19 protein-coding genes are annotated in these 16412 nt (G+C 35.9%); 9 read left to right on the top strand and 10 right to left on the bottom strand.

Annotated features, from left to right (window positions below; translation table 11 throughout):
- Nucleotides 1-112: 112 nt before the first annotated feature.
- Together ACICP9_RS05335 and ACICP9_RS05330 are read left to right on the top strand one after the other, a co-directional pair.
- Complete coding sequence (locus tag ACICP9_RS05335; protein WP_395497356.1) at nucleotides 113-493, top strand: hypothetical protein; 381 nt, start codon at nucleotides 113-115, stop codon at nucleotides 491-493.
- 604 nt (nucleotides 494-1097) lie between these two features.
- On the top strand, nucleotides 1098-1721 hold the full coding sequence (locus ACICP9_RS05330; protein WP_395498934.1) for a murein L,D-transpeptidase catalytic domain family protein: 624 nt from the start codon (nucleotides 1098-1100) through the stop codon (nucleotides 1719-1721).
- Between the two features lie 151 nt (nucleotides 1722-1872).
- Here the strand turns inward: ACICP9_RS05330 and dapE are convergent, their stop codons facing one another.
- Nucleotides 1873-3012 carry a succinyl-diaminopimelate desuccinylase gene (dapE, locus tag ACICP9_RS05325; protein ID WP_395497354.1) on the bottom strand — a complete coding sequence of 380 codons (1140 nt, stop codon included), beginning with the start codon at nucleotides 3010-3012 and terminating at the stop codon, nucleotides 1873-1875.
- A gap of 172 nt (nucleotides 3013-3184) precedes the next feature.
- On the opposite strand from dapE, the gene ACICP9_RS05320 reads away from it, so the two are divergent.
- Both ACICP9_RS05320 and ACICP9_RS05315 read left to right on the top strand, forming a co-directional pair.
- Nucleotides 3185-3307, top strand: coding sequence for a hypothetical protein (locus ACICP9_RS05320; protein WP_395497352.1), 123 nt, complete (start codon nucleotides 3185-3187; stop codon nucleotides 3305-3307).
- Nucleotides 3304-4314 carry an inorganic phosphate transporter gene (locus ACICP9_RS05315; protein ID WP_071662662.1) on the top strand — a complete coding sequence of 337 codons (1011 nt, stop codon included), beginning with the start codon at nucleotides 3304-3306 and terminating at the stop codon, nucleotides 4312-4314. Before ACICP9_RS05320 ends, ACICP9_RS05315 begins: the two co-directional genes overlap by 4 nt.
- 38 nt (nucleotides 4315-4352) lie before the next feature.
- On the opposite strand, the gene ACICP9_RS05310 is transcribed toward ACICP9_RS05315, so the two are convergent.
- On the bottom strand, nucleotides 4353-4574 hold the full coding sequence (locus ACICP9_RS05310; protein ID WP_071662661.1) for a hypothetical protein: 222 nt from the start codon (nucleotides 4572-4574) through the stop codon (nucleotides 4353-4355).
- A gap of 202 nt (nucleotides 4575-4776) precedes the next feature.
- Between ACICP9_RS05310 and ACICP9_RS05305 the strand changes: the two genes are divergently transcribed.
- The gene (locus ACICP9_RS05305; RefSeq protein WP_395497349.1) at nucleotides 4777-7107 is read left to right on the top strand and encodes a DNA internalization-related competence protein ComEC/Rec2; all 2331 of its coding nucleotides are present in this window, start codon (nucleotides 4777-4779) and stop codon (nucleotides 7105-7107) included.
- 484 nt (nucleotides 7108-7591) lie between these two features.
- Here the strand turns inward: ACICP9_RS05305 and ACICP9_RS05300 are convergent, their stop codons facing one another.
- From ACICP9_RS05300 to ffh, 6 genes are all read right to left on the bottom strand, one after another.
- A complete protein-coding gene (locus tag ACICP9_RS05300) occupies nucleotides 7592-8053 on the bottom strand; it encodes a methylated-DNA--[protein]-cysteine S-methyltransferase (RefSeq protein WP_395497347.1) in 462 nt (153 codons plus the stop codon).
- A gap of 201 nt (nucleotides 8054-8254) precedes the next feature.
- Nucleotides 8255-8659, bottom strand: a complete 405-nt coding sequence (gene rplS, locus ACICP9_RS05295; RefSeq protein ID WP_071662658.1) for a 50S ribosomal protein L19 — start codon at nucleotides 8657-8659, stop codon at nucleotides 8255-8257.
- Nucleotides 8660-8674: 15 nt separating this feature from the next.
- A complete protein-coding gene (trmD, locus tag ACICP9_RS05290; RefSeq protein ID WP_395498932.1) occupies nucleotides 8675-9430 on the bottom strand; it encodes a tRNA (guanosine(37)-N1)-methyltransferase TrmD in 756 nt (251 codons plus the stop codon).
- On the bottom strand, nucleotides 9424-9939 hold the full coding sequence (rimM, locus tag ACICP9_RS05285; protein ID WP_071662656.1) for a ribosome maturation factor RimM: 516 nt from the start codon (nucleotides 9937-9939) through the stop codon (nucleotides 9424-9426). Before rimM ends, trmD begins: the two co-directional genes overlap by 7 nt.
- Before the next feature lie 204 nt (nucleotides 9940-10143).
- Entirely contained in the window at nucleotides 10144-10428 is a 285-nt protein-coding gene (gene rpsP, locus ACICP9_RS05280) for a 30S ribosomal protein S16 (RefSeq protein ID WP_071662655.1), read from the bottom strand.
- A gap of 157 nt (nucleotides 10429-10585) precedes the next feature.
- Complete coding sequence (gene ffh / locus ACICP9_RS05275; RefSeq protein ID WP_395497344.1) at nucleotides 10586-11941, bottom strand: signal recognition particle protein; 1356 nt, start codon at nucleotides 11939-11941, stop codon at nucleotides 10586-10588.
- Between the two features lie 162 nt (nucleotides 11942-12103).
- Here ffh and ccsA point away from each other — a divergent pair, with 162 nt between their 5' ends.
- From ccsA to ACICP9_RS05260, 3 genes are all read left to right on the top strand, one after another.
- A complete protein-coding gene (ccsA, locus tag ACICP9_RS05270) occupies nucleotides 12104-12541 on the top strand; it encodes a cytochrome c biogenesis protein CcsA (RefSeq protein ID WP_395497342.1) in 438 nt (145 codons plus the stop codon).
- 17 nt (nucleotides 12542-12558) lie between these two features.
- The gene (locus ACICP9_RS05265) at nucleotides 12559-13833 is read left to right on the top strand and encodes an HlyC/CorC family transporter (RefSeq protein WP_395497340.1); all 1275 of its coding nucleotides are present in this window, start codon (nucleotides 12559-12561) and stop codon (nucleotides 13831-13833) included.
- A gap of 100 nt (nucleotides 13834-13933) precedes the next feature.
- Nucleotides 13934-14233 carry a hypothetical protein gene (locus ACICP9_RS05260; protein ID WP_071662651.1) on the top strand — a complete coding sequence of 100 codons (300 nt, stop codon included), beginning with the start codon at nucleotides 13934-13936 and terminating at the stop codon, nucleotides 14231-14233.
- An 83-nt stretch (nucleotides 14234-14316) separates the two neighbouring features.
- On the opposite strand, the gene pgeF is transcribed toward ACICP9_RS05260, so the two are convergent.
- Both pgeF and rluD read right to left on the bottom strand, forming a co-directional pair.
- The gene (gene pgeF / locus ACICP9_RS05255; protein WP_395497338.1) at nucleotides 14317-15054 is read right to left on the bottom strand and encodes a peptidoglycan editing factor PgeF; all 738 of its coding nucleotides are present in this window, start codon (nucleotides 15052-15054) and stop codon (nucleotides 14317-14319) included.
- Nucleotides 15047-16018 carry a 23S rRNA pseudouridine(1911/1915/1917) synthase RluD gene (gene rluD / locus ACICP9_RS05250; RefSeq protein ID WP_395497336.1) on the bottom strand — a complete coding sequence of 324 codons (972 nt, stop codon included), beginning with the start codon at nucleotides 16016-16018 and terminating at the stop codon, nucleotides 15047-15049. Before rluD ends, pgeF begins: the two co-directional genes overlap by 8 nt.
- 66 nt (nucleotides 16019-16084) lie before the next feature.
- Between rluD and ACICP9_RS05245 the strand changes: the two genes are divergently transcribed.
- Nucleotides 16085-16306, top strand: a complete 222-nt coding sequence (locus tag ACICP9_RS05245) for a YgaP-like transmembrane domain (protein ID WP_071662648.1) — start codon at nucleotides 16085-16087, stop codon at nucleotides 16304-16306.
- Nucleotides 16307-16412 lie beyond the last annotated feature (106 nt).

Genomic DNA, 16412 nt, shown 5'->3' with positions numbered 1-16412 from the left:
TGTCTATTTAGGTTTATACTTCTTAATTTAGGGAATATTATTTAATATCACCTTAACTTTAAGAAGGTATATTGATTGTTTAATATAATATTAACTCTAAGGAACTTATATGATGAATGTTAAAGCACAAACAAAAACTAAACGAGGTAGACCACCTTTAAGTGCAGCTAAAAAAATGCAACGTAGTAAGGCTGCTCTAAATGCTCGAATGACACAAAAAGCCTTACGTGCCAAGATTGCTATGCTCAAAGCCAATTTCAAAGAAAAACTGAAAATTGCTGAGCAAGAGGCTTATCAAAAAGCGTTAGAAAAGGTTGTTAAAATTGAACATAAAAAAATGGAAGCTAATTTCAAGGCTTTAGCAGTTGCAAAGGCAAAAGGAAATAAAAAAAGAATGAAAAGAATGTTAACCACACGAGGAAGACCATCTCAGCTCAATATAGCTAAAACAGGCACTATTCGTAAACGTGGCAGACCACGGAAAGTGAAATAATTTTTAACACAATATCAATACAGGAGAATGGCGAACTTTTGATTATAACAATAAAAATAGCTAAAAAATAAAAACTAATTTTATTTAAAATATTAACTAGAAAGGATTTTAGTTTAAGCACTAAAAAATGGAGAGTTACAACGCTATTATCGGTATAGATTAGTCGGATAGAAAAGGCTAATTTTTAGAGGATAGGATTATTCTTGGATACTCCAAATTTCTTCTTTAAATTCTAGTTTAGAATTAGAGGAATTTTTGAGTCAGAGGGTTGTTCTATATAGAATAAAAACTAGGCCTTAAAAATTTGAATATTTCGGTATTTAGGGTGGGGGGGTATCTAAAGATTTCCTAGCACTTAAAAATCTAAGGCTTAGGGTTGAAAGCAAAAGATTAAGCCCCCTAAACCCCAAATTTTGTGATTATAAAGCTTACATTAGAAGTATTAAATGTAAGCCTTTTGACTAAGAAAGCCGGCTAAATACGTTCAAATATTGTACGAATTATGCTATAGTGGTCTTTCTTCTGTTGAAGCAGAGGAGGGGGTTATATAGTGATATTAAAGAAAATAACAAGTTTATTACTGCTAGCGAGCGGTCTCTTCGTGATGACCGTTAATGCTAGTCCAGTAAACCAGGGAGCTAATGTGCAAGCTGAGCTGCAGCAGTTCAGTCAGCGAGCTCCAGCTCTTAATCCTAAAGTATTACAGTTAGGCTTAGAGGCTTACAACAAGGCGAGACAGGAAGGTTTAGACAATCAACATATTCTAACGATTATTGATTATACCAAGCCATCAACAGCACGAAGATTGTGGGTATTAGACCTTAACAACGATTCGGTCCTTTTTCATGATTACGTTGCCCATGGAAAAAACAGTGGTGGCAACTACGCAACTTCTTTCTCGGATAGACCAGGAAGTTTAGAGTCAAGTTTAGGTGTGTTTTTAACTGAATCAACTTATCAGGGTAAACACGGCTATTCATTAAGAATAAAAGGTTTAGAAAAAGGATTTAACGATAGGGCGGAAGCTCGTGATATCGTAGTCCATAGAGCGGATTATGCAACGACACAATTTGCGCAGCAGCATGGTCGTCTAGGACGAAGTTGGGGTTGTTTTGCAGTGAGTCCAGTAGTTGCCGATTCATTAATCCATTCGATTAAAAACGGAACGCTAATATTTGCTTACTATCCTGACCCATCATGGTTATCAAAATCACAATTTCTTTCATAATAAAGAATACTAATGATTAACCGCAAGCAGCCTAAAGGCTGCTTTTTTTGTCTGCGTTTTACTGAGCTCTTTTTTTAAGTTCTAAGTTCATATTTTTTATATCTCAAATTAAAAAAATAGCTAATTTCTGATATTGAAATAATTTAAATAATTAATTTTTACACAAAGTATTCTTTAAAATTTCTTCATAAATTAAAACTAATTTCTCAAGATCATCAACAGAGACGCATTCATTAATTTGGTGAATAGTACTATTGCATGGACCAAACTCAACAATCTCTGCTCCTAAAGGCGCTATAAAACGGGCATCAGAGGTGCCACCTGCCGTTGAAATAGTAGGTGTAACCCCAGTAATTTTTTTTATAGCATCAAAACAGGCTAAACGTAACTGGCCTGAAGCGCTTAAAAAAGGAAGTCCTCCACGTTGCCAAGTGATTTGATAGTTTAAATGATGTTTTTTTAAAATACTTTCTACAGTATCTTCTAATTTTTTTGCAGTGGTTGCGGGGGAGTAACGAAAATTAAATTTAACTTCTAGATTATCTGGAATCACATTACCTGCACCAGTGCCACCATGAATATTAGAAAATTGTAAGCTGGTAGATTGAAAGTTAGGGTAAGCTATTCCTTCGTCCCAATTAATATCCAATAATTCGGCTAAACTAGAGCTAAAGCAATGAATAGGATTTTCGGCTAATTGAGGATATGCAATATGACCTTGTTTACCTTTAATGATCAGATGGGCTGATAAAGAACCACGGCGGCCGATTTTTAAAGTATCTCCTAATTTTTCTTCGCAAGTAGGTTCGCCCACTAAGCAATAATCTATTTTTTCGTTTCTGTTTCTAAGTACTTCCGCTATTTTTGCTGTGCCATTGATGCTAGGGCCTTCTTCATCGCTCGTAATTAACCAAGCGATAGAACCACAATGATTAGGGTATTTGTTAATAAACTTTTCACACGCTGTCAACATTGCAGCTAGGCTACCTTTCATATCAGCGCTGCCACGACCATAAAGTTGGCCATTGCAAATGGTAGGCAGAAAAGGAGGACTATCCCATTTGTCTAGGGGACCCGTAGGAACGACATCAGTATGTCCAACAAAAACAAATAAAGGTGACTCTTTCCCATGTCTAGCCCAAAAATTATTGACTTCTGCAAAGGGTAAGTGTTCAATCACAAAATCTAAGTGCTTTAAGTGCTGACATAAAACAGATTGACAGCCCTTATCATCTGGCGTAACAGAGGGTAGAGCAACAAGTTGTTGAACTAATTCAATAAGCGATAACATAAGGTTTTTGAGTATATTAACATTGTAAGATATGATTCTACCTTAAAGAGGCTATTTAAAGGAAATAAGAAATGAAATAAGAAATCGAATTTTAAGGAATAAACTATAGAATTTCAGAAGTTAATAATAACTGAAGTAAATACAATAAGTTTTTTCAACTATAGATTTTCATATGAAATATAACTCAATTAAATCCTTTTTTTATCAAACGGCATTAACTTCATCAGAGTGGCAACCCTATCAACGTCGTGTATACTTAACATCGAGTTTAAGTGATGGAAAGAATGCTGTATGACGAGCACTTTAGTATTTATTTATTTTGTTATTGTCTTAGCATTTATCTTCGACTTTATTAATGGTTTTCATGATGCGGCTAACTCTATCGCTATTATGGTTGCAACAAAGGTTTTAAAGCCTTTAACAGCAGTATTGTGGGCCGCATTTTTTAATTTTATTGCATTCTTATTTTTTCATCTAAGTGTTGCAACGACTATAGGCTCGGGATTAATAGAACCTCATATCATTACCCCGTATGTGCTTTTTTCAGCGCTAATGGGTGCTATCATTTGGAATCTTTTAACGTGGTATTTTGGTTTACCTTCAAGTTCATCTCATGGGTTGATAGGAGGGTTAGTCGGTGCTGCTTTAGTGGCTGGAGGTTGGCACGTTTTAAATTGGCATGGATTGCTACCTGTATTGATAGCAATCGTTTTGTCACCATTATTGGGATTATCAATAAGTTGGCTGTTGATAAAATTAGCACATTTTTTTTTAAAAGATATCAATTCCGATAAGACTCAATGTTGGGCTAAACGCGCCCAATTCGTTGCAGGGGCTTTATTAAGCTTAGGTCATGGTGGTAATGATGCCCAAAAAACGATGGGTATTATTGCTGTGTTATTATTTTCTACAGGTCTTTTAAATGGACATTTTTATGTTCCATTTTGGGTAATTATTTCTTGTAACTTTGTAATGGGATTAGGCACACTAATAGGAGGTTGGCGTATTGTCCATACTTTAGGAAATAAAATAACCAAATTAACACCTTTAAGTGGCGGGTGTGCTGCGACAGGTGCTGCATTTACGTTATTTGCAGCGACTGATTTAGGTATTCCTGTTTCTACCACACATACGGTGACAGGGGCGATTTTAGGAGTAGGCTCAACAAATGGTTGGCTAAATACACATTGGCCCACTATACGACGAATTATGTGGGCATGGATATTAACTATTCCAGCAGCTGGATTAGTCGCTAGCTTTTTTATGATGTTAGCAGCGCCTTTAAAACAGCTGCTACATTAAAAAACCATAAAAAGAAATTCGTAGTTTCTTGAAGATAATTACTTAGGTCTAGATTTAGGTATTACCATGACTTCGCTTTCATCGTCTACAAGAGGGCTATTTGAACATACTAACTTTTGAAAGATATAAAAGCGACTTCTTTCATTAGAGGTTGTTTTTTTAGAAGCCTTAGCTGAAGTTTCTTGAGCTATTTCTTGGGTGGTATTTTCAGAGTTAACATTACCTGAAATTCTTTTCTTAAGATGAGTAGGTTCTTGCATAAACACACTCCTTGTGTTGGTAATTCATGTCATTAATTCGAGAGAATTTTAAATCCATCCATTAAGTATACAAGATAATGCTTTAGATAAAAAATAATATTAAATATTATTTTTTATTACTTTAAGGGTGTTTTTAGATTTATTTGAAGAAAATATACAATAAGATAAGTTATCAAGATAAGTTATTGTCTGAATAAAAAATATGGCCCGCTGGACGTTAGGGTTTTTAATCGGCGTGATATGGATCACACATTTTTCGCATTTACCTTCGGTAAAACTGGCTTATTTACTAATTTTTATAAGTATCATTTTAGTTACGTTAGCTTTTTTTAAGTTATTTTTTTCTCAGAGCTGGATTTTATTTTTTGTTGCTTGTTGTTTAGGTTTTTCTTGGTCCTTGATAACCGCTCATCAACGTCTCTCTCAACAATTACCAAAAATATTAGAAGGTAAGATACTGATTGCTAGAGGACGTATACTAACTATTCCAGAAAATCACTCGGGTGTTGTGCGTTTTGACTTTCTTATTCAACACTTGGCGACTTCTATCGCTATACGCTATCCTATCCCTGTGCGTATTAAGGGATATTTTTATAAAAATTCGAATGTATTAACTCATTTTAAAAAAGGCGATATTTGGCAATTTACCTTGCGTCTCCGTCGACCACGTGCTTTTTGGAATCCTGGTAGTTTTGACTATCAAGCGGAACTATTCCAACAAAATATAGGTGCGACAGGTTATTTATTAGAAAAATTCCCTTTGCGTTTAATTGAACGTGCGAATGCCTATTATTTTATTGATAATTTACGCCAAAAAATCACTGCGAATGTAAAAAAATCTTTGCAAGATTACCCCTTATTAGGACTTATTAGTGCATTAACGACAGGAATACGCTGCGAAATTACAGATGAACAATGGCAAGTTATGCGCGGTACAGGGACTAATCATTTATTTGCTATTTCAGGTTTACATCTTGCTTTTATTGCAGGAATTATTTATTGGATAGTTCGTCTTATTTGCTGTCGACTCCCCTATGTTACTCTTTATATTCCCGCTCCTAAAATTGCTAGTGCACTTACGTTATTAATAGCGGTTTTCTATAGTGCTTTAGCGGGATTTTCTATCCCGACTCAACGTGCGCTACTGATGCTAGTGGCATTTTCAATGACGAGAATACAGCAACGCTATCTTACTAGTTGGCATTCATTTCATTTGGCATTATTGATTATTTTGATTATCGAGCCTTTTACGGTTTTATCAGCGAGTTTTTGGCTGTCCTTTATAGCGGTGATATTAATTTTTTATGCGGTTTCTAATCGCATAAAACCATTAGCAAATTGGCGTGCTTGGTGTCGGATTCAAGTAACTGTCAGCTTAGGGTTAATTCCTTTATCTTTATTATTTTTTCATCAAATTTCTTTGATTAGTTTTGCTGCTAACTTAATAGCGATTCCATCTATTGGATTTATAATTTTACCGATCAGTTTATTAGGTAGTTTAGTTAGTCTTGTTAACATGGTGTTTGGAAACACTCTCTTAATTTTCGCAGAACAATTACTTGAATTACTTTGGAAAGTACTCAATTTTTTTTCAGAAATACCTTTAGCCCAATATTACGCCTACGTATCAACTCCATGGATATTAGTTTCAAGCTTAGTGGGCATTTTATTACTTTTAGGACCTAAAGGAATGCCAACTCGCTGTTTAGGTTTCATTTGGATTTTGCCTTTATTTTTTTGGGAAAGTCAGAGACCACAATATGGCGATATTTGGATTCATCTTCTTGATGTGGGGCAAGGTTTAGCCAGTGTAGTTCGTACTCAACATCACGTCCTGATTTATGATACAGGTCCTCGTTTAAGTCCATCGTTTGATGCAGGAAAATTGGTCATACTTCCTTTTTTACAAACTATCGGCGTTCAAAAAGTAAATTTGATGGTAGTTAGTCATGGTGATAATGATCATAGTGGTGGAGCGATGATTATTTTAAAACAAATACAAGTTAACAAGGTGCTGAGTAGTATTCCAAAAAAATTTCTACCCAAAATCGTAAATTTATGTGAAGAAAAAATGCATTGGCAGTGGGATGGAATTAATTTCGAGATTTTATATCCACCCATTCATCATCTTTATCAAGGTAATAATAGTTCATGTGTACTAAAAATTAGTAATCGTTTACAAAGTATTTTATTAGTGGGGGATATAGAAAAGAGGGCAGAAAACTATTTGGTTCATGCAAAACAAAAAGATTTGCAAAGCACAGTTTTAATAGTACCACATCATGGTAGTAAAACCTCTTCAAGCATAGCGTTTTTAAATTATGTGCAACCCGTTTACGCTTTATTTTCTACAGGTTTTCATAACCGCTTTAAATTTCCACATCAAATTGTATTAAATCGTTATCAACGTTTAGGTTCTGAAATTTATAACACGGCAACTGAAGGAACTATTACGTTAAAATTAAATGTACTTACTAATACTATACAAAGAGAGACCTACTATGACAAAAGCCATCGTTTTTGGCAGGATTAATAAAGTATTGGGAGATAAAAGGTTTTATATACTGAGTTTTAATAAAAGAACCTTATGCACAGAAAAAAATTCAAATGCAAAAAGTGTAAATTAAAAAGGGCCGTAAAACGGCCCAAGGGGGTTTATCTGTGTTGTAACGTCCTTGTAGCATCCTTGCTAACACTACCTCCTTGTAGTGTAGACATCCTTATCTATTCCACATAACATAAGGATTTTCTAATTAATTTTCAAATAAATAATCACTTTAAGATCTTTATTGAAAACTAAGTCCTTGATCAGATCATTAACAACACACATTACATAGATTAACAAAGTTAGAATTTATTACAATGGGCGTTTGACGGCTTCAGTTTTAACTTACACGCTTTTGAGTAAAGACTTACAGGCGCTAAGAGATGAATTGAGCAGGCGACGCTTAAAAGAAATTAATAAATAGAATTATCTTTTAATTGAGCTAAAAAAATTTCCTTATGTTTGTATTTATTTAAAATACAATGGAATAGGATTCATGGTTTAATAACCATTTTTTTATAGATATTTCTTTTCCTTTATAGCCACCTAAGTTTTTTTGGGCAACAACTCGGTGACAAGGAATCAATATCGGAAGAGGATTCGCTCGGCAAGCATTACCAATAGCCCGCGCCCCCGTGTTTAAATTTTTGGCGAGCGTTCCATAACTAACAGTTTTTTGTATAGGGATTTTACTCAAGGTTTGCCAAACTCGTTTCTGAAAAGGGGTTCCTTGTAATTGACAGGATATATTAAATTGAAAGCTGGGATGTTTAAAATATTGATTAAGCTGATTGACGATGTCGCACAGAACTTCTTCGTTAGGTTGAATTAATGCCTTATCATCAGTTAAGAAATCAAGCTGTGTAAGTAATTGACAGGTAGTGGATATCCCTAGTTTACCAAGGGGGGTTTGGATAATAGCTTTATAAAACATTTATCTTATTATTCTCTTCGTGCTTGAATTTTTGTCTGTGTTGCCGCGTTCGCAATCCTTATGTATCTTAGTGAATAAACGAAAGCTATTTCATTATTGCGGCACTTGCCAAAAATCCCCTTGGTGTGAGTATATTTATGTAGAGATTAAAGCTTTTGGTATGCCAACAATAAAAATATAGTTGGCATAGGTTATGGGCATCTATTCTATAGAATTGTTATTACTAACTTCCTCTTTTGAAGTTTGCATAGTGGTTATTAATTTTTCTTTAATACGCGCTGCTTTACCGCGAAGGTTACGTAAGTGATATAGTTTTGCTTTTCGAACGTCACCACGTCTTTTAATTTCTATGCTAGCCGTTAAAGGACTATAAAGAGGAAAAACTCGTTCCACCCCTTCACCATGTGAGATCTTTCTTACTGTAAAGGCAGAGTTGAACCCACGATTACGTCGAGCAATAACAACTCCCTCAAAGGATTGTAATCGTTCACGTGTGCCTTCTTTGACTTTAATTTTAACTGCAACTGTATCTCCAGCACGAAAGTCGGGAATGTCCTTTTTTGATTGCATTTGTTCTTTTTCAATAGTCTGTATGAGATTGCTCATCACTAACTCCAAATTTTATTCGCTATTTTCACGGATGAATTCGGCCAATAATACCTGCTCTTGCTTGCTAAGTATATGCTTTTTTAATAAATCAGGTCGGCGTTGCCAGGTTCTTCCCAAAGCTTGTTTTAAACGCCAACGAGCAATGGCGGTGTGGTCTCCCTGTAGCAAAACATCAGGAACCTGCTGTTGTCCATCTATCTTTGCAGGGCGGGTATAGTGTGGATAATCTAATAGAGCCGAACTAAAGGAATCTTGTGAGGCGGATTCCATATGGCCTAATGCCCCTGGTTGTAGGCGGACTATCGTATCAATAAGGCACATCGCGGCGAGCTCGCCGCCACTCAAAATAAAATCCCCTAAAGACCATTCCTCGTCGACTTCACTGTTTATAAGACGTTGATCGATGCCTTCATAACGACCCGCAATTAAAATAAGTCCTTTACGTTGACTTAATTCTTGAGCCGCTACTTGATCGAATCGCTTTCCTTGAGGGGATAAATAGCTAACTAGAGGAGCCGAGTGTAAGGTCTGTTGGCGTGATTTTGCCATTTTTATTGCAGCAAGTAATGGCTCAAACTTCATCACCATGCCAGGTCCGCCTCCGTAAGGACGGTCATCGACAGTATTATGTTTATCTTCTGTAAAATCCCGGGGATTCAAATGGGATATTTTTATCAACCCTTTTTTTTGCGCGCGCCCAGGTATGCTTAAATTCAAAGGGCTAAACATTTCAGGAAATAGGCTAATAATTTGGATATCCATCAAAATTCCGCATCCCAATCGACAATCATAGTTTTATTCTCTAAATCGATAGACTTAATGGTTTGATCTAATAAAAAGGGAATTAAATGCCTTTTTTTATCAGTGATTACCAATACATCGTTAGCACCCGTAGCAAAGATAGCTGAGATTGTGCCGAGATAAATGTTTTCACAGGTATAGACTTTTAAGCCTTCTAAATCTATCCAGTAGTATTCACGCGCTGTTAAGGGAAAGAATTTTTGTCTATCAACATAGATTTTATAATTTGTATAAAGACATGCTGATTCAGGTGTTGTACAGTTGGCGAGTAGTGCTAATATCTGTTGACCATGAAGACGGCAATCTATTATTTCAATTAGAATAGCTGGGGAAGAGGATTTATTAGGTGCTTCTAAATACCAGGGTTGATAATCGATAATATTACTAACAGGTTCTGTATAAGAATTAATTTTAACCCACCCTTTGACACCGTAAGGTTTTCCTATAGTACCTACTAAGACCTTTTTTTTCGTCATTTTTACCTCTTTTACTCAATGATAGGCATTTTATTAAGCATCTAATGCAGAGAGGTAGTCTTGATTTAAGGAGATGGTAATATATTACTCACACAGCAGTGGAATTTTTGTCAAGTGCCGCGCCCATGTGGGGCCGGGTATATAACCAACCATGATTTCGAGTTGATTGGCGACACAGACAAAAATTCAAGCGCGAAGACTATATTAAGCAGCTATCGCCTGGTTGTTAGTTTGCTTAGTATTAGCTACTTTTCTAGCCTTTTTCAGAAGACTTTGGACTTGCTCTGAAGGCTGAGCCCCTTGGGATAACCAATAGTTAACCCTATCTTCTGTAATCTTTAGCTCTATTTCTTTACCTGCAGCAACAGGATTATAAAAACCTAAACGCTCAATGTAGCGTCCATCACGGGGTTTTCGGCTATCTGTTACAACAATGTGATAGAAGGGGCGCTCTGTACGGCCTCCTCGTGCTAAACGAATGGTAACCATGGAATAAATTTTCCTCTCTATTTATACTGTCTATTTAAACGCTCAATTGAGTGAGATTACGTTAATAGCAAGTATTTTAATAAGCTTGCCAGATTGAAACCTCACCGAATTCTACGCAAATTTTATTAATTTGGGAAGGCTTTTATTCGGGTTTCTGCTATCGAGGGTAATGGTTCTGTAGTCCTTGTAGAAGTTTCGTCATTGAGCCAGGCTTAGACAAACGCTTCATCATTTTTTGCATTTGGTTGAACTGCTTTAATAGTTGATTAACATCTTGAATTTGGGTTCCTGAGCCAGAGGCGATACGACGTTTTCTGGATCCCTGGATAATGTCTGGGAAAAACCTTTCTTTTTTAGTCATAGAGTATATGATTGCTTGCATTTTTGAGGTTAATTTTTTATTCAGTGTATTTTTAGCGTTAGCCAATAAAGCAGCATTATTGCCATCAGGAAGCTTTCCTAAGAGTTTCTCCATTCCTCCCATATTGTCCATTTGTATGAGCTGATTTAAAAAATCCTGCAGATCAAATTTTTTACCTTTTTGTAATTTTTGATTGAGTTTTTGTACTGCTTTCTGATCGCTATGACGTTGTACTTCTTCAACTAAGGAAAGGACATCACCCATACCGAGTATGCGCGAAGCAATTCTATCAGGGTAAAAAGGCTCTAGAGCCGTTACTTTTTCGCCTGAGCCGATAAATTTAATCGGTTTACCTAAAATAAATTTTATAGATAAAGCAGCCCCTCCGCGCGCATCACCGTCCATTTTACTCAGAATAATCCCAGAGAGGGGGATTATTTCATCAAAACCTTTTGCTGTTTTTACAGCATCTTGACCCATCATGCTATCGAGTACAAATAAGGTTTCTACGGGATTACTAATAGTATGGATAGTGTGCACTTCATCCATCATGCCGGTATCAATATGCAAACGACCGGCTGTATCGATAATAACAACATCTACCCCTTTATTACGGGCGGCTTGAATAGCAGTTTGAACGATATAAGTAGGGGTTTGTGAGGCGTTACTCGTATGAAAAAATATACCGATACTTTCGGCCAAGCTTTCAAGTTGTAAAATAGCGGCAGGGCGATGAATGTCGGTGCTAGTCACTAAAACCGATTTATTTTTTTGTTCTTTTAACCAATAAGCTAATTTTGCAACCGTTGTTGTCTTTCCCGAACCTTGTAATCCGACCACCATAATTACAACCGGTGCTTGTGTGGAAAGATTTAATTCGGATAAATCATTACCCATTATATTAGTTAAGGTATCACTGACAATTTTTATAAAGGCTTGACCAGGCGCTAAGCTTTCTGTGACTTTTTGTCCAATGGCGCCTTGGCGTACTTGTTCGATGATTGTTTTAACAACAGGGTAGGCGACATCTGCTTCTATTAAAGCTTTTTTTACTTCACGTAGACTTTCCTTAATGTTATGTTCACTTAAGCGGCCTTGGCCACGAATGTTTTTAAAAGATTGTTTTAATCGAGCTGTTAAGTTGTCAAACATGATTTTATAGTGATCCTGGATTTATCATAATTTTTAAAAAAGGCTAAGCCTACGCGAAGTAGTACAGTAGAGAGCCTGAGTAATAAGAGGCATGATGAATGACCAAAAAAATTCTGCTATTGTTATTGTACCAGTTTAGCTGAGGAGTGAGCGAGTTTCATTATGGCGCCCTATGCTGATTTAATTCATATTTTTCTTTCGACTCTTGCACTGATTGTTTTGGTTACCGCGTCACTCCAAGCATTGTTATTGGCTAGCCAAGAATGGATGCTTAAGCATAAACAAGCGGTTGGATTTATTCAATATTTCCCACCTTTAGAAGTGATGGAAACCTACCTTTTTAAGCTAATTGCTATCGCTATCATTTTACTGACTTTAGTTTTGGCAACGAGCATGATTTTATTCCATCCTGTTTTTGAGCATCGCTTGTGGCAAAAAATACTTATATCATTGCTAGCCTGGGGGGTACTTTTAATGCTATTAATCGGGAGAAGTTATTTTGGCTGGAGAGGAAAAATTGCGATTAGCTGGACACTAATTGGCGCTAGTTTGATTGGAATTGTTTATTTAGGAGCAATTTTTTTCATGCCTAATGTTTAAAGGATGAGACCTAACGCATGCATTATTCATTTGCATTTCTTGTTGGTTTATTAGTTTTTTTATTACTAGCGGCTGTATTTTTTTCATTGGCAGAAGCAGCCATGTTATCTATAAATAGGTACCGATTGCGCCATTTAGTGAGGCATCATAACCTGCTTGCTAAACGTGTACAGGACTTATTAAAAAGACCGGATCGTTTGCTTGGGGTTATCCTTTTATGCGGAACTTTTGCTGATATTCTTGCTTCTGCTGTCGTTACGTTGCTTGCATTACATTATTTTTCGACATCCGGTGTTTTTTTAGCAACCTTAGCACTTACTTTTGTGGTTTTAATTTTTTGTGAAGTAGCGCCAAAAACTTTAGCAACCTTATATCCCCAACCGATAGCGTTGTTTGCCGTTTGGCCTTTAATTATTTTATTACATATTCTATATCCTTTTGTTTGGCTAACCAATTTATTAGCGAATACTACCTTACAACTACTTGGAGTAAAAATTCCGAAATTGACGGTTGAACAATTATCTCGCGAAGAATTAGCGAGTTTATTACGCGAGGGTACTGGGCATATGCCTAATGATTATAAAAATATGTTACTCAAAGTACTTGAGTTAGGCAAAGTAACCGTAGAAGATATTATGATTCCTAGACAGGAAATTATTGGTATTGATATTAATCAGTCTTGGGAATCGATTTTAAAGCAATTAATTAAGAGTGAATATACACGGTTACCGATTTATCGAAATTCTGTTGATGAGATAATAGGTATTTTACATTTTCGAAAAGTTTTAAATAGTTTAAGTAAACAACAATTAAGTAAGGAAGTATTAATCGAGGCGGCAGAAGAAGTTCATTTTATACCTGAAGCAACGGCTTTAAATAGTCAATTGTTAAATTTTCGTCGTGAGAAGCATCGTATTGGTTTGGTTGTCAATGAATATGGTGAAATTCAGGGACTGATTACCTTAGAAGACATACTAGAAGAAATTGTTGGTGAATTTACTACTGATATGGCTTTAATGCGCCGTGCCGTTTCATTACAAGCAGATGGAAGTTATTTGATAGACGGAGGAATTGCATTACGCGATTTAAATCGTCAATTAAATTTAAATCTACCATTACGAGGCCCTAAAACTTTAAGCGGATTAATTATTGAGACACTTGAAGTGATTCCCAAAGTAGGGACTATCTTTCAGTTTGAAAATAAAACGATGGAAGTTATTTTGATTAAAGATAATATGATTAAAACTGTTAAAATATTTCCAAGTCACCCTGTTTTATCTAAAAATATTTAAAATATTTTCTATTAAATTTATTTTTTTGAAAAAAAATAAATAGTTGATATAATTACTTACGGATATTTTTATTGAATTAATTTTTTTAGAAGGCTATGAAATGATTCGAAAAGTTACAGGGATATATGCTACTTATTGTACAAGAAATTCAACTCCATTAGGGCTGGCGAAAAAAGCTTTGTATTGGCAAAAAACGAAAGAATTAGGATCAACCACATTAACTTCAACTCCTTTTGATAATAGTGAAAAGTCTTTATCAGATATGAACCAAGGCTTAACAGGAAATCAAGATAACGTAGGAAAAAATTTAAATTTTTTCTTGAAAAGTTTGTCAAAAGCAACGGTAACAGAAAACTCTATAGAAAATCCTATGTCTAAATCGCCCGTGCCTACGAAATAATTCTTTTTCGAAGAGTAAAATTAAACTAGATAACGTATAAATACCCTTTATTTTAGAGAAAGAAAAATTAACACACTTTGAGGTTAAGGTAAGTTTATCCAAATGAGGCTTAGCATACGCCCTGTTATTTGGTCTCTGCGATAAGAAAAAAAACGAAGCTTGTCGGAATAAGTACAGGAATTACCTCCATAGATGGAGGTAATTCCTAGTTTCAGCAAACGTTGTTGGGCCAATTTATATAGATTGGCTTGCCATCTTTTGTTCTTTACAGGCTGAAAAGCTGTTTCAGCAGCCTGATCTTTGTCTATGAAAGACTGAAAAACTTCTTCTCCGACTGTAAAAGCTTGAGGGCCGATAGCAGGTCCTAACCAAACTAATATCTCTCTGGGTGGTAAATCTAATGCACGGATAGTATTTTCGATAATACCACTACTTAAGCCTTTCCAGCCTGCGTGAATGGCTGCGACACAATAACTGTTGGAACTACAAATCAATAGAGGTAAGCAGTCGGCGGTTTGTACGGCGCAAACCGTTTGTCCTGTTCTTGAATAAATAGCATCAGCTGCAAGGCTATCGATGGGATCATCAGCTGAAATAGCAGTGTTCCCATGTATTTGTTCTAACCAGATAATGGATTTTTTTAGATATAAGTACTTTTGTAGTAATTGGCGATTTTTAGTGACATCATCTAAATTGTCACCTACATGCATGGCAATATTTAAACTAATATAGGGGCTTTGGCTAACACCGCCTAGTCGAGTGGTAGTGTAGGCTTTGATCCAGCTTGGAGCGGGCCAATCAGGAATGATTAGATCAAGCATTGAATTTATCTTCTCGTAGACAGTTAATTAATTGCTTCATATCTTCAGGTAAAGGACTTTGCCATTCCATGGGTTGTAAGGTAATAGGATGTATAATACCTAAACATTGCGCATGTAAAGCTTGGCGAGGAAACTGATGTAAGCAATTTATCAGTAATTCACTGGCTTTTTTTGGTAAGTGAAAACGACCCGCATAGGTTTTATCACCTACCAAAGGATGATGAATGTGTGCCATATGCACACGAATTTGATGAGTACGGCCGGTTTCTAATTTTACTTTAATAAGTGTGTGATGATTAAAACGCTCCATGACTCGATAATGAGAGACCGCTGGTTTTCCGCTCAACAACTCAGTAACGGCCATTTTTTTTCTTAATTTTGGGTGGCGACCAATAGGTGCATTAATAGTTCCTCCAGCGATTAACAGACCTTGAATAACAGCGATATATTCACGTTTCATAGTTCGTGCTTGTAGTTGTTTGACCAATTTATCGTAGGCATTTAAAATTTTTGGAATGATTAATAGACCAGAGGTGTCTTTATCCAGGCGATGTATGATTCCTGCTCGGGGAAGTTTTTTGAGTTCAGGTAAATAATGCAATAAAGCATTAACAAGTGTTTTATGAGTATTTCCTACCGCAGGGTGGACAACTAAGCCCGCAGGCTTATTCACTACGAGTATCGCCTCATCTTCATAGATAATATCCAATGGGAGCTCTTCCGCATCCCAACTGACCTCCTCATTTAAGCTAGCCAAAATAGTAATTTTAGCACCCGCTTTTATTTTATCCCGTGGTCGTTTGAGTTCATCATCAACCCAAACTTGTTGACAACGAATCCATTGTTGTAAACGTGTACGAGAATAAGCAGGAAATAACTGACTCAAAATTTGGTCGAGACGCTTTTCTGCTAAATGTTCGGGGACAATTGCTTGGCAATTTATTACTTGAGCTGTGTTTTTCATAGAATATCGCTATAATGCTGACGGGAGCGATGCCTTTTTATTATGTCTTAATAGAGGATACTATCTATGTTCAATGTAGCAAGCAATCTTGAATCTAACGAACGCCTTTCACGTTTAGTGATTGGTATCGTTTTGCTGATTGGTGTGTTATTGGGTCTAGGCAAATTATTTGCATTTTTAGTAGGGGTTATTCTTATTATAGAAGCCATCATAGGTTGGTGTGGGATCCCTATTTTGGCAGAAAAATTTAAGCTAAATGAGATTTTCCGTAAAAAAGATAAAATGTAGAATTCTTAGTCAAATTAATAATAATAAATTAATTTGACTTTTTGGATGTTAGATAAAAGAATAGAAAGTTATTTCGCTTATTCCTTCCTTCACTTTAAAAAAGGGA

The sequence above is a fragment of the Rickettsiella endosymbiont of Litargus connexus genome, from assembly GCF_964277335.1.
In the GTDB taxonomy this organism is placed as follows: Bacteria; Pseudomonadota; Gammaproteobacteria; order Diplorickettsiales; family Diplorickettsiaceae; genus Aquirickettsiella; species Aquirickettsiella isopodorum.
The sequence above is the reverse complement of the archived record's forward strand: the minus strand, read 5'-3'. Positions and strand labels throughout refer to the sequence as shown.

Bases quoted from the DNA above. Each gene is read 5' to 3' on its own strand.
- ffh (WP_395497344.1), bottom strand. From the start codon at position 11,941: ATGTTTGACAACTTAACAGCTCGATTAAAACAATCTTTTAAAAACATT.
- ccsA (WP_395497342.1), top strand. From the start codon at position 12,104: ATGGCGCCCTATGCTGATTTAATTCATATTTTTCTTTCGACTCTTGCA.
- ACICP9_RS05315 (WP_071662662.1), top strand. From the start codon at position 3,304: ATGACGAGCACTTTAGTATTTATTTATTTTGTTATTGTCTTAGCATTT.
- ACICP9_RS05260 (WP_071662651.1), top strand. From the start codon at position 13,934: ATGATTCGAAAAGTTACAGGGATATATGCTACTTATTGTACAAGAAAT.
- dapE (WP_395497354.1), bottom strand. From the start codon at position 3,012: ATGTTATCGCTTATTGAATTAGTTCAACAACTTGTTGCTCTACCCTCT.
- rpsP (WP_071662655.1), bottom strand. From the start codon at position 10,428: ATGGTTACCATTCGTTTAGCACGAGGAGGCCGTACAGAGCGCCCCTTC.
- ACICP9_RS05335 (WP_395497356.1), top strand. From the start codon at position 113: ATGAATGTTAAAGCACAAACAAAAACTAAACGAGGTAGACCACCTTTA.
- ACICP9_RS05265 (WP_395497340.1), top strand. From the start codon at position 12,559: ATGCATTATTCATTTGCATTTCTTGTTGGTTTATTAGTTTTTTTATTA.
- ACICP9_RS05245 (WP_071662648.1), top strand. From the start codon at position 16,085: ATGTTCAATGTAGCAAGCAATCTTGAATCTAACGAACGCCTTTCACGT.
- ACICP9_RS05320 (WP_395497352.1), top strand. From the start codon at position 3,185: ATGAAATATAACTCAATTAAATCCTTTTTTTATCAAACGGCATTAACT.
- pgeF (WP_395497338.1), bottom strand. From the start codon at position 15,054: ATGCTTGATCTAATCATTCCTGATTGGCCCGCTCCAAGCTGGATCAAA.
- rplS (WP_071662658.1), bottom strand. From the start codon at position 8,659: ATGAGCAATCTCATACAGACTATTGAAAAAGAACAAATGCAATCAAAA.
- ACICP9_RS05310 (WP_071662661.1), bottom strand. From the start codon at position 4,574: ATGCAAGAACCTACTCATCTTAAGAAAAGAATTTCAGGTAATGTTAAC.
- ACICP9_RS05330 (WP_395498934.1), top strand. From the start codon at position 1,098: ATGACCGTTAATGCTAGTCCAGTAAACCAGGGAGCTAATGTGCAAGCT.
- ACICP9_RS05300 (WP_395497347.1), bottom strand. From the start codon at position 8,053: ATGTTTTATAAAGCTATTATCCAAACCCCCCTTGGTAAACTAGGGATA.
- rluD (WP_395497336.1), bottom strand. From the start codon at position 16,018: ATGAAAAACACAGCTCAAGTAATAAATTGCCAAGCAATTGTCCCCGAA.
- ACICP9_RS05305 (WP_395497349.1), top strand. From the start codon at position 4,777: ATGGCCCGCTGGACGTTAGGGTTTTTAATCGGCGTGATATGGATCACA.
- rimM (WP_071662656.1), bottom strand. From the start codon at position 9,939: ATGACGAAAAAAAAGGTCTTAGTAGGTACTATAGGAAAACCTTACGGT.